The sequence below is a fragment of the Niallia sp. RD1 genome (assembly GCF_024219955.1).
Taxonomy (GTDB): domain Bacteria; phylum Bacillota; class Bacilli; order Bacillales; family Cytobacillaceae; genus Niallia; species Niallia alba.
This window is the reverse complement of record NZ_CP100420.1, coordinates 1,098,041-1,115,643: the sequence shown is the minus strand read 5'-3', so window position 1 is coordinate 1,115,643 and position 17,603 is coordinate 1,098,041. Positions and strand designations below refer to the sequence as shown.

Annotated in this window: 14 protein-coding genes and 3 pseudogenes; 9 read left to right on the top strand and 8 right to left on the bottom strand. The window is 35.1% G+C overall.

The window, feature by feature from the left end:
- Positions 1-252: 252 nt before the first annotated feature.
- The gene (locus NKG37_RS05200; RefSeq protein ID WP_016201635.1) at positions 253-1,713 is read right to left on the bottom strand and encodes a sugar porter family MFS transporter; all 1,461 of its coding nucleotides are present in this window, start codon (positions 1,711-1,713) and stop codon (positions 253-255) included.
- Between the two features lie 967 nt (positions 1,714-2,680).
- Between NKG37_RS05200 and NKG37_RS05195 the strand changes: the two genes are divergently transcribed.
- From NKG37_RS05195 to NKG37_RS05160, 9 genes and pseudogenes are all read left to right on the top strand, one after another.
- The gene (locus NKG37_RS05195; protein WP_169189453.1) at positions 2,681-3,151 is read left to right on the top strand and encodes a helix-hairpin-helix domain-containing protein; all 471 of its coding nucleotides are present in this window, start codon (positions 2,681-2,683) and stop codon (positions 3,149-3,151) included.
- On the top strand, positions 3,151-3,432 hold the full coding sequence (locus tag NKG37_RS05190) for a VOC family protein (RefSeq protein WP_016201637.1): 282 nt from the start codon (positions 3,151-3,153) through the stop codon (positions 3,430-3,432). The genes NKG37_RS05195 and NKG37_RS05190 overlap by 1 nt, the downstream gene beginning before the upstream one ends.
- Positions 3,433-3,677: 245 nt before the next feature.
- Complete coding sequence (locus NKG37_RS05185; protein ID WP_254415918.1) at positions 3,678-4,148, top strand: GNAT family N-acetyltransferase; 471 nt, start codon at positions 3,678-3,680, stop codon at positions 4,146-4,148.
- A 134-nt stretch (positions 4,149-4,282) separates the two neighbouring features.
- The gene (locus NKG37_RS05180; RefSeq protein WP_016201461.1) at positions 4,283-5,398 is read left to right on the top strand and encodes an IS4 family transposase; all 1,116 of its coding nucleotides are present in this window, start codon (positions 4,283-4,285) and stop codon (positions 5,396-5,398) included.
- 423 nt (positions 5,399-5,821) lie between these two features.
- Positions 5,822-6,370, top strand: coding sequence for a GNAT family N-acetyltransferase (locus NKG37_RS05175; protein ID WP_016201639.1), 549 nt, complete (start codon positions 5,822-5,824; stop codon positions 6,368-6,370).
- A gap of 62 nt (positions 6,371-6,432) precedes the next feature.
- Positions 6,433-6,674: pseudogene (locus NKG37_RS26245) on the top strand (metallophosphoesterase); the annotation flags it as partial.
- A gap of 331 nt (positions 6,675-7,005) precedes the next feature.
- The gene (locus NKG37_RS05170) at positions 7,006-7,557 is read left to right on the top strand and encodes a hypothetical protein (protein ID WP_205835685.1); all 552 of its coding nucleotides are present in this window, start codon (positions 7,006-7,008) and stop codon (positions 7,555-7,557) included.
- Between the two features lie 95 nt (positions 7,558-7,652).
- Positions 7,653-8,330 (top strand): HAD hydrolase-like protein, encoded by a 678-nt coding sequence (locus NKG37_RS05165; RefSeq protein WP_016201642.1) that lies wholly within the window; start codon positions 7,653-7,655, stop codon positions 8,328-8,330.
- A gap of 116 nt (positions 8,331-8,446) precedes the next feature.
- A pseudogene (locus NKG37_RS05160) lies at positions 8,447-9,177 on the top strand (alpha/beta fold hydrolase).
- Positions 9,178-9,606: 429 nt separating this feature from the next.
- Here the strand turns inward: NKG37_RS05160 and NKG37_RS05155 are convergent.
- The 7 genes and pseudogenes from NKG37_RS05155 to NKG37_RS05125 form a co-directional block, all read right to left on the bottom strand.
- Positions 9,607-10,446, bottom strand: coding sequence for a sugar phosphate isomerase/epimerase family protein (locus NKG37_RS05155; protein WP_016201644.1), 840 nt, complete (start codon positions 10,444-10,446; stop codon positions 9,607-9,609).
- A 19-nt stretch (positions 10,447-10,465) separates the two neighbouring features.
- Positions 10,466-11,008 (bottom strand): rhamnogalacturonan acetylesterase, encoded by a 543-nt coding sequence (locus tag NKG37_RS05150; RefSeq protein ID WP_367976431.1) that lies wholly within the window; start codon positions 11,006-11,008, stop codon positions 10,466-10,468.
- 177 nt (positions 11,009-11,185) lie between these two features.
- On the bottom strand, positions 11,186-11,923 hold the full coding sequence (locus NKG37_RS05145) for an alpha/beta hydrolase (RefSeq protein ID WP_198013162.1): 738 nt from the start codon (positions 11,921-11,923) through the stop codon (positions 11,186-11,188).
- Entirely contained in the window at positions 11,901-13,319 is a 1,419-nt protein-coding gene (gene uxaC, locus NKG37_RS05140; RefSeq protein ID WP_101729962.1) for a glucuronate isomerase, read from the bottom strand. Before uxaC ends, NKG37_RS05145 begins: the two co-directional genes overlap by 23 nt.
- Before the next feature lie 225 nt (positions 13,320-13,544).
- Entirely contained in the window at positions 13,545-15,050 is a 1,506-nt protein-coding gene (locus NKG37_RS05135) for a UxaA family hydrolase (RefSeq protein ID WP_040342743.1), read from the bottom strand.
- Positions 15,051-15,107: 57 nt separating this feature from the next.
- Positions 15,108-16,478: pseudogene (locus NKG37_RS05130) on the bottom strand (tagaturonate reductase); the annotation flags it as partial.
- 20 nt (positions 16,479-16,498) lie between these two features.
- The gene (locus tag NKG37_RS05125; protein WP_016201649.1) at positions 16,499-17,506 is read right to left on the bottom strand and encodes a LacI family DNA-binding transcriptional regulator; all 1,008 of its coding nucleotides are present in this window, start codon (positions 17,504-17,506) and stop codon (positions 16,499-16,501) included.
- Positions 17,507-17,603 lie beyond the last annotated feature (97 nt).

The following is a 17,603-nucleotide window of genomic DNA, read 5'->3' as shown; positions in this document are numbered from 1 at the left end:
TATATTGTAATATTTGGATACTCGTCAATGATTATTTTTAACGCTTCAACGCAGGAAAGTAAAAGTGATGCTAGTTTATCTATCTTCTATATAAATTGCAGTAAATTAGTTGATTGATTTTAACAAATGTAAAATTATCCGTTAAAAAAAATGCAAATTGTCAAAACGAAAGAGAGTTCCTACCTTTTTGAGGGGAACTCTCTCTGAAAAGCTAATGAAATACTTTAACTTTTATTATTTAAATAGTAAAAATTAAGAATGTAGTTGGTTTTCTCCTATTTTAGTTTTCCGGACATCTCGAGGTTGTTTATCAAAGCCGCGGAAATACTGTTCTAATTGCTCTAACGTTTTTCCTTTTGTCTCAGGCAAGAATTTGCTAACAAACGTTATCGCAAATATACCCAGTACCGCAAATAGAAAGAATGAATTGGATAAGCCGATATTATCGAGAAGTATCGGGAAAACTAAACCAATGAGAAAGTTTGTGGTCCATAAGCAAAATACGGAAACACCCATTCCAACTCCTCTAAGCTTTAAAGGAAATATTTCAGCTAGCATAAGCCATGTAACGGGGGAAATCGCACCTTGTTGGAAAGCTAAAAAAGTAACAGTCATGCTAAGTACAGCATAAGGCAGAATGGTTGTTCCACTTAAAGTGAAGGAGAAAATTCCAATCAATAGTAGGGTAGTTGTTGTACCGATTAATCCTGTAATAAGCATCGGCCTTCTACCTACACGTCCAAGTAGCCAAATTCCTACAAATGTAGCTAAAACAGAAATGACTCCATTCGCTATATTTGCTATTAAGGCAACTTCCGTAGTGAATCCTGTATTTTGCAATATTTGTGTACCATAATACATAATCGAATTTACACCGGTAATTTGCTGAACGATTGCGATTCCGATGCCGAGAAAAACAATTCTTCTAATCCATGGTTCTGCCAAGTCTTTGAAACCAACCTGTTCGACTTTTGCTTCTGATTCGACTGCTTTCTTGATTTGCTGTAATTCTGCTTTTGCTCTTTTTTCTTTTCTAATATGCAATAGTACGCGAAAAGCTTCTTTAAATCGGCCCTTCGATGCATACCATCTCGGACTTTCAGGTACTACAAGCATTCCAATCCATAAAACAATAGCAGGGATTGATGCAATGACGAGCATATATCTCCATGCATGTCCTGCTCCGTCCATTGTATTTCCGATAATGGCATTTGTAATATAGGCAAGTAATTGACCTGTAACAATCATTAATTCATTTTGTGTTACCATTTGGCCACGGCGTTCGGCTGGGGACATTTCCGCCAGAAAAGTAGGAACAGCTACAGAGGCTCCTCCAACCGCGATACCTAGTAAGAAGCGGAAAGTAATCATTATGGGGATATTCGGTGCAAAAGTACAACCGAGTGTTGTAATAAGAAAGATAACAGCAAGATAAAGAATAACCTTTCTTCTTCCATAGCTGTCTGCCAGTTTACCACTGAACATCGCTCCGAAAGCTGCTCCGAATAATAGGGAGCTAGCAACGAGACCCTCAGTAACTGCATTGAGGTTAAGCTGATCTGGACGGGCCATATAAGGTAAAGCACCATTAATTACTCCAGTATCAAAGCCAAAAAGAAGACCACCAAATGTGGAGATAATTGCAATAATTTTTAAATTGTTTTTTTGATTTGTTTTTGGGTTCCTACTGTCAGGATTTAATTGATCACTCATAGTTATTTACTTTCTCCTCCTCTTATAATAATGTTTTTTCCGTGTGTTCATTATTATATTTGTGATTGAAATGTAAATCGATGTTCATCTCCTTTGCTAGTTTATATGTTCTATCCCTTTTAAAAATGGAAACCTTTCAGTGTAAGACAAAGGTAATTGTTTTACTAGAATAATAAAAGGAATAAATCTCCTTTATTATACATTATTATCAGAATATTTCAAATTGTTCGTAGCGTTTTATTATGTAAGGGATAGGCGTACCAATATATTACCCTGATAAAAAATTTTAAAAACATATTTAAATTCGGGGAAAATTTTTTTCTTCCCTTTATGTGGCTATTCTATTTTGTGATGGAAGAATTTCTGAAAAAGGCTGTTTTCGTAAAGTTTATTGCTATTACCCGCAGACGGAATACACTTCGTTTTCAGTGGGTCTCAGACTGTCCCGATAATCCCACAGGAGTCTTCGTGTATTCCGTCTGCTCCATTTTTCCAACTAATTCTTTTTTTTCTATTGAAAAAATAACAATCCTTTAGAAAACGTCTTGAAAAAAGGAGACCCGTTAAAACTAAGTAGTTCAGTTTTTGTGGAGAAACATCGTAAATAGCACATAGATTATCATACCTTTTAGCACAGTAAATAGCAGAACTATTTTCCTTGATATATCAACGTTTTTATAAGAAATTAACAACAAACTATCATAACAAATAGCACCCAAAATAATAACTTGACAATGCCTATTGTCATTGTGCGAATTAGTGTGCTAATTTACTTGTAAAATACTATGTGATTATCAGTCTGTTGCGAGAAAAATCAAGGATTTATAACAGTATGTGGTAAAATACACTTAAAGATTATGAAAATTTAGTTCTTCAACTAACGAGGCAGGATAGTTGAATTAGGAGGATATTAAAAATAATTGTCGAAGTTTACAATTATCTATTATTTTTAGATAGGAGGGATAATTTGAATTCATATCCAAAACTACCATTATCTAATGATGAAAAAAAACAGTTACGAAAAGCTAAAGTAAAAATAGGTGAAATACATACACTTAATACAACTCAAATTGTAGAGATATTAGAGACTTCAATTGAAAGGGCACGGCTAGTTAAAGCCTTAGCAGAATTTCAAACAGTACCGACTATCGGATATGAACTAGCAGAAAAACTGGTGTTCCAGTTAGAACTTTTTTCTTTAGAAGAGATAAGTCAAAAAAATGGGGCTCAGCTTTTTGACAAATTAGAACAGAAAATGGGTGTATGGACTGATAGTTGTGTTGAGGATCAAATACGTTGTGTAATAGATTATGCAAATAACCCAGGCAGTAATAGAAAATGGTTTGATTTCACGAATGAAAGAAAATCATATAGAAGTACTTTTGGATATCCGGAAGATAGGCCCAAAAAAGCCTGGTATGATAAAGGGAGGATATAATGAAAACAAAGTTATCACACGTTAGAGTAAATGTTAAAAATTTAGATACAGCATTGAAGTGGTATACTACTGTATTAGGATTTAAAGTCGCTGGTACTTGGCCACCAGAAAAACCCAACTATGCACACTTTGAAGCTGACGTATTCGCTATTATGGAGGATGAAAATTTTCCATCATACGGAAGGTTTAATTTTGATGTTTCAGATGTTGAATCATTTTGGAAAGAAATAAAAGATAACGTAAATATAATTGAGGAACTTTCCTTAACCCCATGGGGTTAAGGAAAAATTTACAATTCGTGATTTAGACGGGAATGAACTAGGATTCGTTCAAGAAGTTGAATAGAATAAAAATCTAAGATTGTACAATATCTCACAAAAATTAATGGGTGCGATACTTTTACTAAAAGGTATCGCATTTCTTACTAAAGTTGGATAGTTGAACTAGAGTGAATAATAGATGTGCCAAAATTGGTAATAATTGTGGGATTGGGTAAATATAACATACAAGTGTAGGGAGATTAAAAATGGAGATTCGTTCAGTATACAGTTTAGATTACTATGAAATCTCGCCATTACTAAATCAATGGTGGGGAGGAAGACAAATGGCAGATAAGTTACCAAAGCTCTTTTTTGATCATTTTACAGATACAAGTTTTATTGCTGAAAAAGATGGGAAAATAGTAGGATTTCTTATTGGGTTTTTATCACAATCAAAGTCTGAAGAGGCGTATATTCATTTCGTTGGAGTACATCCAGAATATAGAAAACACAATGTAGGAAAAACACTCTACAACAAATTTTTTTATGTGGTTAAACAAAAAGGTGGTAATATAATCCGTTGTGTAACTTCACCTATCAATAAAGTTTCAATTTCCTTTCATACTAATATGGGTTTTGATATTGAACAAGGAGATGCAGTCGTAGATGGAGTTCCCGTGTATAAGGACTATGACGGACCAAATCAAGATAGGGTTTTATTTAAAAAGAATCACTAGTGTTGCATTAATTTATTTTTACTATTAAAAATACTCAAAATGTTCAATTTTATTATTTTATGCAAAGAAAAAGTCCTTTATAATGGATAAGTCAGGTGGTAACCCGTCCAAATCCACTAAAAAAGGACCAACTCATGGACAAGATTACACGAAAAACTTCATTTGGACAATGGTTTTCACCAATAAATCTTCAACTTTTTGAAGAAACCGTGAAAACGTTGAAATTAGATTACTATACGAAAAAACTAAAAACAGACTCATTTCTAAAATTACTCCTTTTTGCACAGCTACAAGAAGTCGAAAGTTTGCATGAGCTAAGCGATTGTCTTTTCGACGACCAACTACAAAAAGGCATTGATCTTGATTCAATCAGTATTTCTCAGCTCTCACGCCGATTAAACGGTATAAATCCAGATTTATTTCAAAGGCTTTTCCTTGATTTAGTCGCACAAATTCATGCAAAAACACATTATACAAAGCTTATTATGCCGTTAAAAATCATTGATTCAAGCACATTGCCACTTAATTTGACCAATCATAAATGGGCAAAGTTCCGCAAAACAAAAGCGGGTGTCAAGTTGCATTTGAGACTTGTGTTTATGGAAAAAGGGAGTTCCTATCCTGAAAAGGCTGTTTTAACAACGGCAAAAGAACATGATCGTGGTCAGCTTGAAATCATGGTTGATGATAAAGAATGCATGTATGTGTTTGACCGTGGCTACCTAGATTACGAGCGCTTTGACCGAATGACAGATGATGGTTACTTTTTTCTTTCAAGGCTACGGAAAAACGCAGTCATACGGGAAGTTTATAATTTTAAACTACCCGAGAATTCAGCTGTTTTGTCAGATCAAATGGTGTTGATTGGTACGACTCAAAACCGTGCTGAAAATTACTTTCGCCTTCTAAAAGTGATGGATTCAAAAGGAAATGAACTGCATTTAATTACCAATCGTTTTGATTTGAGTGCCGAAGAAATTTCAGAGATGTACAAATCACGGTGGGCAATTGAGTTGTTCTTTAAATGGATCAAACAGCATCTCAGCATCAAAAAGTTCTACGGTCAAAGTGAATGGGCGATTCAAAACCAAGTGTTTATCGCACTGATTGTTTTTTGCCTACATGTTCTCGTACAACTTGAAACAAGAAGTAAGCGAAAAACCTTACAAATTAGCCGTTATTTAAGGGCTGCATTGTGGAAACCAGCCCATATCTGGCTTCGAAAGATTGAAGGGAAAGCCATCCCTTAATAAGCAAATTGTTGTTGTCGCACAAGTCTAATTGTAAAAAAAACCCAAATGGATGGAGCCACCTTTGAATAGGTATTTACCTTTTTGGCTCTAAACAAGGAGGATAATCAGACTGAAAATTGCGACAATATTTATGCAACACTAGTGAAAAAGAATTTATAATAAATTTGGGACCCTCATAGAACTATCGGGGTAATAATCCATGAAGGATTATTACCGTTTTTGGTTATGGTACTAACAGGGCAGCATTCCTGTAATAAGTGGAATCTTGCTTATGGTAGAAAAGGGGCAGGTTTGTGGAAGAAGGTTTTTCCTTTTAATTGGAGAATAGTTATTATGATAAATGTAGGCAATATCTAAAATTAGATATTGTCTTTTTATTTATAGAAATTAGAAACCATTTCGTCATGGGGGACTCTTATTATGAAATATGATGAAAGCAATAAGATGATTACTACTGAAAGGCTAGTAATTAGATTATTCCAAGAATCTGATGTAGTAAATGTAGCCAACCTTTGTAATAACTATAATATTTATAAAAATACACTTTATTTACCCTATCCATATTCAGTGGATGATGCTAAATCTTGGATCCAAAACCATCTTGAAAATTATAATAATGAAATGTCTTATGAGTTTGCAATAACTGATAAGGAAAATGGTGAGCTATATGGAGCTATAGCACTATTAAGCAATCAGAAGTTTAACAATGGTGAAATAGCATACTGGATTGGTGAAGAATTTTGGGGAAATGGATATGCAACAGAGGCAGCGCAAGCAATTTTATGGTTTGCATTTAATGAAAAACACCTACACAAAGTATTTGCTCGTTACTTTAAAACAAATCCAGCCTCAGGAAGAGTTATGCAAAAACTAGGGATGAGGGAAGAAGGGGTACTAATTGATCAGGTAAAGAAGGATAATCATTATTTAGATTTGGTTTATTATGGAATCATCAACTCATATAAATAAGCAATCGGGATAGCAATCCTTTAATAGTTAGAAACCTAGCTTATGGCAGAAACTGGCATTTTTATGCAATTCTTGAAATTGATGAGACAGGGATTGCTGAAGTGAGGTTTAAAAAAGTATCCTATGATGTTGAAAAGGAACTAAACAATGCTGTTAGTAAAAACCTTCCTTTTATTGACTTATATCGAGAAACGCTCGAGACAGAAAAACTCATTCCCATGAAATAGAATTACTACAACAAATTATTGATAAATTTGGTTATAAAAATGAAATAATAAAATTTTTTGAAAAGAATTATTGGTGATTAAAAGAGTTTTAAGAGCAAAGATAAGGTTCTCATTTGGGAACTTTTTTTTTATTTAGAAACAATCCTGGTAGCATAATAAATGAAGAGAATCTTTTGTGTCACAAACCTCGCAGAATAGTTTAAGTGAAAATGATTTACAAGTCCATAGTGAATAGTAAAATAAGACATCTTAGTTATCAAACTAGGCATAAATGTACAATTGAATTATTTTGGAGTTCCAATACGTCTGTAAAAAAATGTATTTACATACATAGAAATTCTAGGTAAAATATAATTAATTATGGGAAAAATTGAGATAATACTTAAGAAAATAAACAAGGTGGGAAGAATGAGAGTAAATATTTTTCTATTGATTGCATTAATTATATTAATTGCTATTCTAGGCTACCGAATAGTTCCCTTCTTAACAGAGGGACGAAGCTATTACTTTAAGCATACTGATTCAATCGACCTTTCAAATGAATCTTTTGGGCATGTACGACTAAACGATAATATTAAAAATCAATCTTTTATAAAACGTTTTGGAAAGCCACTTTCCATGGAAGACAATGATTTATATGATTATTATCATTGGGAAGGTGGATTAGAAACTGCCTCCATTAACAGTGGGAAAAACAAAGGGGATATAATTCGGATAATAATTAATGAATCAGATGGAGTAAAGAAAAACACCCGTCTTAAAACAGCAAAAGGAATTGAAATTGGGAGTACGAAAAGAGAGATTATTGCTTTGTATGGATCAAGTTATTACAAAAGAAGCGAACAAGGGGTTGATATTATAGGTTATGTTGACCATAAATATGATGTAACTATTGAATTTTGGTTGATAGAAGGCGATAGAGTTGGAGAAATAAGATTAGATTACGCAAATATTAACTGATGCGGCAGACTTGCCAGAATAGTTAATAATTCTTTTTTCTTTCTATGATAAACAGGAGGAGAAAAACAGAAATTTTTAAATTGGGAGAGAACACAATGTCACAATCAATTATTTTTGATATGGATGGAACACTGTTTCAAACAGATAAAATTTTAGAACTATCACTTGAGGATACTTTCAACCATTTACGGTCATTAAATAAATGGGATACAGTAACACCAATAGATAAATACCGTCAAATTATGGGTGTACCTTTACCAAAAGTCTGGGAAGCATTGCTACCTAATCATTCCAATGAAGTAAGAAAACAAACTGATGCTTATTTTCTGGAAAGATTAATTGAAAATATAAGAAGTGGAAAAGGTGAGTTATATCCAAACGTTAAGGAAGTTTTCAGTTATTTAAAAGAAAATAATTATTCAATTTACATAGCAAGCAATGGTTTATCGGAATATTTAAAAGCAATCGTTAATTACTATAATTTGGATAATTGGGTTACTGAAACCTTTAGTATACAACAAATTGAGTCGTTAAATAAATCAGACTTGGTTCGGACAATATTAGTAAAATATAATATTACATATGGAGCAGTTGTTGGGGACCGATTATCTGATATTAATGCCGCTAAAGATAATGACTTAGTTTCAATTGGATGCAATTTTGATTTTGCTCAAGAAGATGAACTTTCTCAAGCTGAAGTAATAATAGATGATATAATTGAATTAAAAACAATATTACCTAGATTGACTAATACGAATTTTATTAATGAGTAAAAAGCACTTTTGCTAATTATGCCCCTTTCTTAAAAAATAGATAGAGTTGTGAAGATTTCACTTACCGCAACCGATGGCGGGTAGCATAAGTTGGCATAATGAAAGGAAATTAATAGATGGCTAAAGAAATGTTTGTGCAAATAAGTGGGTGTAAAATTTATACTAAATTGGTGGGAGAAAATAACGGAAAACCAACTGTCATTATGGATGCTGGATATGGAGATTTTTCCAAGGCTTGGGATTCAGTAATTAGGGATATTTCAATGCTCTCTATGTTCTAATTTATGATAGAGCAGGGCTTGGGAAAAGTGAAAAAAGTTCTAACCCCCGAACCAGCATTGAGATGGTAAAAGAATTGAAGGAACTTCTTAAAGAAGCCAGGATTAAACCTCCCTACATATTAGTAGGTCATTCATTTGGTGGAGTTAATATGCGAATATTTGCAACTGAATATCAAAATGAAGTTTGTGGACTTGTTTTGGTTGACTCTACGCCTGAAGATTACAGAGAAAGGTTTCTCCCAACAATGTCACAAGAATTTCAACAAGCATACAACAAGCAATTCGTGTATGAAGGCAATTATAATGAATTTATGGAAAGCCTAAAGCAGTTAAAAGATACTAAACTTAAATTAAATGTCCCACTTATTGTTCTTTCAGCTGGTAAAAAAACTCATTATTCAAAGGAATCACAAGAGTTATGGAATGAAATGCAGGAATCGATTCTTGGTATTTCCTCTGAAAGTGAATTGGTGATTGCTGAAAACAGTGCTCATTATATTCAAAATGATGAACCAGAAGTGGTAGTCAGTGCAATACAAAAGTTAATTGACAAGATTAGTTTGTGAAGAAATGTACTTAAACAATCGGGGGCTTTAATTGAATAAGAACAACACATTCTATAAAAAAGCTTGGGATATCCCAAGCTTTTTTTGTTGCGTTAATTGTATTGTTAATTCGCTTGCTATTTACGTTGCGAAAACGTATGTTTTTGGGGCTGTGATTTTAAGTTTTCTCCACGTTATCTGAACTACTTACGTTAAAACGGAACTCCTTTTTTACTAGCTTTGTAGTTGCTTTAATTGAAAAAATTTTCCCCTTTTGATCATTAGTTCATCATATGTACCAAATTCGATACAGCTTCCGTTCTCAATCACAGCAATTTTATTTGCGTTTTTTATGGTGGATAATCGATGAGCTACAATGAATGTTGTTTTAATTTTTCCTCAGAATGGCTGTCAGAGACATTCAAGGAATTTCACAGCTTAAAAAATTCCTTATAAACGGTAATACATTTCCTTTAAATAATCGATTGCAGGTCTAATTGCTTCCCCTTGCGTTTCTTCTAAAGTAGCATGAAGAAAAGGTCTGTTGTCCTTTAAGTATGCTAGAATTGGCTCAAAATTTAGCATTCCCTTGCCAACAGGGACAATCTCTATTTGTCCTTTATTAACGGTTAAATCCTTTAAATGAATCATTGCAATATGCTCATGTAATAAGTCTAATGCCTCATTAAGAATAAAATCGCTTTCTGATACATTATCAAGGTTTATTAAATTCGCTCCATCTAGAATAATTTTTAAATGAGGGGACTGTACCTCGTCTACTAAACGCTTCGCTAAAGCAGCAGAATAGAGAGGGTGGTTAAGTCCAGCCTCAATTCCAATAGTTACTCCAAAATGTTCAGCATACTCTACTAATTCCAGCACAGAGCTCCTTGCGATTTGATAAGCTTCTTCTGTGAAGTTTTCAGGCGTAAAACCCTCTCCAACACTGCCAGTTTCTGTACCAACGAGGCTAGCACGAAAGTCTCGGGCAAGTTGTATATGGGTTTTAAAGCTTTCTAATGCCTCTTTGCGAACAGCAAGATCTCTGCTTGAAATATTAACATAGCAGCCTAATGTGCTAATTTTTATCCCGTTGTTAGCAAAGTAGTCGCCAAAAAAGCTTGCTATTCCTGGTGAAAGACTCTGAAGGGAAGGTACATATTTTGGAAAAGATTTTTTAATCGCAAATTGAATATTGGTAAATTGATAGTCTTTTAATTGCTTACATAATTCCGCTAGGCTTAGTTGACCTAAATCATGGGCACGAATACCAAGATTAAGTGTTAGCACTAGTATCCCTCCTGAACGATTATTTTAAGAATCTCTTTAAAGGTAGATCACTTTCTTTTAGCGCATTACTAATAAGCTGGGCTATTGCTTCTGCCCCATATTCATTAAAATGGGTATTATCTTTTATTCCATTTGGATAATTGCTAGATTCATGAGCTTCAAGGTGAAGAAAATAGTTTTTAGACAAGTCAGGGCCTAAGGATTGGAACAGTTCCATCGATTTTTTATGAATATCCAGAAGCGCTATATTGTGTGTCTTTGCAAATTGCTTCATTGCTAGTGGATATTCGCCAAGAGACATAGAATCAATGAGTTGGTCGGTGAAATGCCGGCGAGAAACAGAAGTGAGTAATACTGGTTGCGCACCATGTTTAAAGGCGGTATTTATAAATGTATGTAAGTTTTTTTGATAGTCTCCGTAAGGTTCTGTTCCGCGCACTGGATCATCTTTTTGATCGTTATGTCCAAATTGAATAAATAGATAGTCTCTAGGACGAATAGTGTGCTCAATGGCAGATAGTCGTCCCTCATTTATAAAAGATTTTGTGCTTCTGCCATTGATGGCTCTATTATCAATAACAATTTGGTCTGTGAAAAAAGCAGAAAGCTTCTCTCCCTAGCCAGTTTCCGGGCGCCTATCAGCTGTTTTTTCTGCTGCTGTAGAATCTCCTGCTATAAATATTGATATTTTGTCTGGCATTATTTTTCCTCCAGTATTCTAGTCAGTGAAATGGATTTATCATACAAAAATAGTTTTTAACCAAGCTTCGGCTAAGCTCAGCCATCGATGGACATAGGGGGAATCCTCTGCCAATGCTAATCCATGTTTTCCAGAAGGAAAAATATGATATTCAAACGGAATGCTGAACTTTGCTAAGCTTTCTGCTAACATGATGGTATTTTGAATAGGAACAGATTGATCGTCCGCTGTGTGCCATATAAAAGTTGGTGGCATATTTTTATCGACTAAATGCTCAACCGAATAGGCCTTCACTAGATGGTTAGGCGGATTTTTTCCTAAAAAATGCTCTCGACTTCCAGAATGCCCATATGGTTCTGTAAAGGTAACAACTGGATAGCATAAAACCAAAGCGTTAGCTCGATTACTAATTTTTGTGCAGGCTAGACTTGCAAGATGTCCACCAGCAGAAAAGCCTAGCACACCTATTTTATTCTCTACTAAATGCCAGTTATCTGCATTACTGTGTAGTTGCATAAATACTTCTTCCAGTTGATTGATGATACTTATAGGATTGATTATTCCAACAGGATAATAGAGGATTCCAGCATGATATCCAATCGAATGAAGCCAATTTACGATAGGTTTTGCCTCTTTTTCTGCTAAATGGTGGTACCCTCCACCTGGAAAAACCAGTATGAAGGGTCTTTTTTTATCATCCAAAAGGGAGAGACTTAATGTCATATGCTGATTTGCCTCTAGATTATGATTATGATTACCGTGGATGATTTTCAACATAAGAACGCTCAAATCCGAAGTATTGTTTAGCATTATCATAGCTAATGGCTTCTACTAGGCTACCGAGCAGGTCTTCGTCTGCTGGTGCTTCGCCACGTTCTACGATTTCTCCAATAAACTCACAGAGTACTCGGCGGAAATATTCATGTCTTGTGTAAGAAAGAAAGCTTCGCGAGTCTGTCAGCATCCCTACAAAAGAGGAAAGAAGACCAACATCACTAAGAACTGTTAACTGATGACGCATTCCAGCTCTCGTATCGTTATACCACCATCCTGATCCTAGCTGAAGCTTACCAGGTGTATTTTTTTGAAAGGATCCCATTAAAGTAGCTAAAACAAAGAAATCATTTGGATTTAGAGAATAAAGAATCGTTTTAGGTAATTTCCCGTCTTTTTCTGCTCGATTTAAAAGGCGCTGCAAAGGAATTGCAAGAGGAAGGTCGTTCACTCCGTCATATCCAGTATCAGGACCGATTTGATCAAACAGTGCTGAATTGGTATTGCGATATGCATGGATATGAAGCTGCATTGTCCAATTATGCGCATGATAAAAACCGATTAAGCGAGATAATGTCTCGGTACGATAAGCGCTGATTTCATAGGAAGATAATGCTCCATTTTTAAGTCTTTTTTGAAAAATAGCTTCAAGCGTTTTTTCATCTGCCTCCTCATACGTTAATATATCTAGTGCATGATCAGATAGTCTGCCACCCATTTGGTGGAAATAAGCTACACGAGTTTTAAGAGCGTCTATTAATCCTTGATAGGAAGTGACGGAAACTTGTGATTGTGTACTTAGCTTTTCTATCCACTCTATAAATCCATTTTGGTCAATATTTAATACTTTATCGGGACGGAAGGAAGGAAGCACCTGAAAATGCTGTTCTTCGTCCTTTAATAGTTGATGGTAGTGTAAGTCATCGATAGGATCATCGGTCGTACAAACTACTTTTACATTTGAGTTAGTGATAATATTACGACGCTTGAAGTCGTCAGTAGTTAATTTTTCATTTGCTAAGTCCCAAATAAGAGGAGCATTTTCCTCATTTAGTAATAAATCTATTCCGAAGAAGCGCTTTAATTCTAAGTGAGTCCATGTATATAATGGATTGCCAATCGTTTTTGGCACAGTGCGTGCCCATGCTAAAAATTTATCATAATCAGAAGCATTTCCAGTAATATAGGACTCTGGAACTCCATTTGCACGCATTAATCGCCACTTATAATGATCGCCAGCTAACCAGGCTTCCGTTAGGTTTTTAAAATGTTTATTTTCATAAATTTCCTTAGGGTCTAAGTGACAATGGTAATCAATAATAGGCATCTGCTTTGCATGGTCATGAAATAGTTTTTGCGCGATATCATTTTTTAATAGAAATTGATCATTTAGAAACATTAGAATCCCTCTTTCGTTATTTATGATTTATAGTTGCTTTTATTATCTCAGAGCCCGTTATGCCCAAAAGAAGATAAAAAAGGTAACAGAGAAGACACCTCAGAGCCTCCAGCTTCCAAGAAAGTACCAAATGAACTTCTTTTCAAGTACAAGCTAGCACTACGCTACATCAATCTTCTACACTTTTAGCCAAACTCCTTGATAAACTTCTAATTTACAAATCTGTTATAAAGTAACTCCTGTTTTAAATATAGCGATTTCGCGGACGCCATTTGCTTCGTTGCGCGTTTTTTCTCCGCTTGCGACAGCAATCACTTTTTCAATAAATTCTTCCAGAACTTCATTCATTTGCCGCTCTAGTAAAGGACCAGCATTAAAGTCCATCCAATGCTTTTTGTGTTCATAAATAGTTGAGTTGGTTGCTACTTTCACTGTTGGAACAAAACTGCCGAATGGGGTTCCTCTGCCTGTTGTAAATAAAACTAAGTGACAATCAGCTGCAGCGAGAGCAGAAGAGGCAACTAAATCATTGCCTGGTGCCTGCAGTAAGCTTAGCCCTTTTTTGGAGATTTTCTCTCCGTACTGCAGAACATCTACAACGGGTGCTGTGCCAGCTTTTTGGGTACAACCTAATGATTTATCTTCTAGAGTAGTAATCCCGCCAGCCTTATTTCCTGGGGAAGGATTTTCATACACAGGCTCCCCATAGGAATGAAAGTATTGTTTAAAGTCATTGATTAAGTGCACAATATCCTCAAAAACCTGTTCGTTTTCCGCTCGTGCCATAAGCATTTGTTCCGCTCCAAACATTTCAGGTACTTCTGTTAAAATGGTACTGCCGCCCTGGGAAATTAAGAAATCGGAAAATGCCCCTAATAGCGGGTTAGCTGTTATACCAGAGAAACCATCGGAACCGCCACATTTTAAGCCGATATTTAGCTCAGCTATTGGAATTGGTTCTCTATGATCATATTTAGCAGCTTCATAGATTTCTTCTAATCGTTCTAATCCTGCGTCTATTTCGTTGCCTACCTCTTGGGCAACTAAAAATTTAACTCTTGAAGCATCATAATCTCCTAGTAATTCTTTAAATTCAGCGACCACGTTATTCTCACAGCCTAATCCAAAAACAAGAACCCCTCCAGCATTTGGGTGCTTCACTGCATCTATTAATATACTCCTTGTATTTTCATGGTCTTCGCCTAATTGAGAACAGCCATATGGATGTTTTAAAATCGTAATATTATCAAATGTACCTAGGTCAGGATGAAGAGCTTCGAATTCTTTCAACATATACTCAGCCGTGCCATTTACACAACCAACAGTCGGAACAATATATAAGTCATTGCGAATTCCGACTTTTCCATTTGCTCGTCTATATCCTTGGAAGGTGAGGTTCTTTTTTGGATATTTGACTTGATGGATATCTTGCTGGTACGAATATTTTAGTTCTCCATCTAAATTTGTTTTCACATTATGAGTATGAAGCCAATCACCACGAGTAATTTCCTTTAGCGTATGTCCTATAGGATAGCCATATTTGATGACATTGGTAGATGTACGAATATTTGTTAAGGCTATTTTATGTCCTTGTGGTATATCATGGTTAGCTGTAATAGAGATGCTATCTAGGTATAATGTTTCTGAGGCTGTAATTGGTCGCAGTGCAACCGCCACATTGTCTCGTTCGTTCAACTTTAATAGGGAAGGGGGCTGTTTTTTGTTTAGCATCTTTTTTAAAACAGCTCTTGCTCCGTCTTTTCGAAGTTTATGGATATAGGTAGTAACCTCGTCAACTAGATCAGGAACCGTTGATAAATCTTTTTCCCATAGATTTTTATTGCCTAAGATAGTAAAGGCAACTGTTTCCGGATTTTTCCAAGCTTTTGAAAACACCTCTAGCACCTCTTGACTATCATTTGGTTTATACTGGCTTCCACGATAGGTCAGGAATAATGCAGCAAGGGAAGCTGTCATCAACGGTGGCAATTCTTGATTTTTTTCTTGGTATTTTATTAAAAGTGGCAATAAGCGTGCTTTATATTTTGAGACACTATTTAAAGCGATAGAGGTTAATTCATGGCGAATAAAAGGATTTTTAAATCGTTCCATAATCGATGTTGCATATGTGTTTAATTCTTCTGTTGGTAGAGGCAGTAAAGGGATAATTTCTTGGGACATTAAGTGATTTACAAAAAAAGCAAAATCTTTATCATTCATGACATCTTCCACTGTTTCTAGACCAGCAAGCAATCCAAGTGGAACCATTGCTGTGTGAGGACCGTTCAACAAATGAACCTTTCTTTCCCGATATGGTGTCATATCATTTGTAACAATTACATTTAACCCTGCTTTTTTAAGAGGAAATGTTTCTTTTAATTCTTGTGGACCTTCGATAACCCATAGTAAATAAGGCTCTGCTTTTACCATAAGGTTATCGATATAACCATGTTCCTGATTAAGTAGTTCAGCTTGATCACGTGGATAGCCTGGTACGATACGATCAACTAAGCTGCAACAAAATGTATTTTCAGCGTGAATCCAATTAATGAAGTCTTGCTCTAAATTCCATAGGCTTGCATACTGTAGGACAACTTCTTTCAGTTTTTCACCGTTACGATCAATCAATTCACAAGGGATAATCGTAAATCCTCGGTTTTTTAATTGAAAGCGCTTATATAAAAGGGCAGTAAGTTTTCCAGGAAAGCTAGTAGAAGGTTGATCAATGAGACAGTCCTTTTCATCAAATTGTATTCCTGCTTCTGTCGTATTAGAAATGATAAAAGCTAATTCTTCATCTTCTGCTAATTGTAAATATGTTTCCCATTCGTCATAAGGATTAATTAATCGATTAGCAGTCGTTATAATTTCACTCGTATGAACAATTTCCCCTTGGAAGAAACCTTCAAGGATGACAGTATAGAGATAATCTTGCTCCTCTAATGATACTTTGGAAGGATGTCTTGTAGGTTTCACAAGCACAGCACTGCCATTAAATAAATGTTGGTTATTCATTTGCTGTAGTTGCCAATTAAGAAATCCTCTCATAAAATTACCTGATCCAAATTGAATGACTTTCTCTGGAAAAAAAGATCTATTTGGCTTTAGTTGTTTTGACAGCTTCTCCACTATATTTCCTCCTTTTGCACACGTTAACATTTTATGATAAAACAAAACAGTTATGACTGTTTTGTTGGGTAACTAAGGGATTCTCTTTTAACTAAGAATGTATCAACTAAAATTTGAGTTTCCTCTAACGTTTCACTGTTCATTAATGCTATAAGCTTTTGCGTGCCAATTTCGCTAATTTTATCAATGGGCTTATGAATAGTAGTTAAGGATGGAGTAGAATATTGGGCAAAGGCAATATCATCAAATCCAATAATCGAGATATCACTGGGTACCTGCTTATTTTTCGAAAAACAAGCCTTTAATGCACCAATTGCCATATCATCATTAGCACAAAATACGATGGTTGGTGGGGTGGGAAGTTCTAATAGTTGAGTCATTCTATCATATCCACTTTCCATGCTATAGTCACCGTCTACCAAATATGCTGATTGTATCGGCAGATGATGTTTAGATAAACTATTAATAAATCCTTGTTTTCTTTCCGTAGAGGAACGAAAAGAGCTTTTTCCGTTGATATACCCCAATTTTTCATGCCCATGCATAATCGCTTCATCGATTGCATTTTCGACGCCCAGCTGATCATTCGCAGAAACATTTGGAATAGAGGGATCATCCAACCTGCGATTTAGCACGACCATTGGGATTCCGATTTGCTGTATATAGTAAATAAATGCGTTGTCTGTATCACTTTGACTTAGTACGATGATTCCGTCAAATCGCTTGGAAATAACTTTATCAAAATGGACGAGTGTATCTATCCCGTTGACTGCTATGCTATAATTTTCGTCTAAAACAGAATTAATTCCTTTAATGACATCAACTAGAAAACTCGAACTTGTTCCATGGCTAATGCTAGAGAAAAAAACACCAATTGTGTAAGATTTCTGGTTTACAAGACTTTTAGCATTAAAGTTTGGGACATAATGCAATTCTGCTGCGATTTTCTTAATTTTGTCTTTTGTAGCTGGTTTAATGAGGGGACTATTATTTAGCGCCCGTGACACAGTAGTGTGAGAAACGCCTGCAAGCTTTGCAATATCCTTTATGGTAACCATAGTTCCTCCTAGTAATTATGTTAACGTTCACATTTTATAATTCATCTATCTATTTGTCAATCAGACATATGATGCACACGTGAAAAAATCCTCTCGC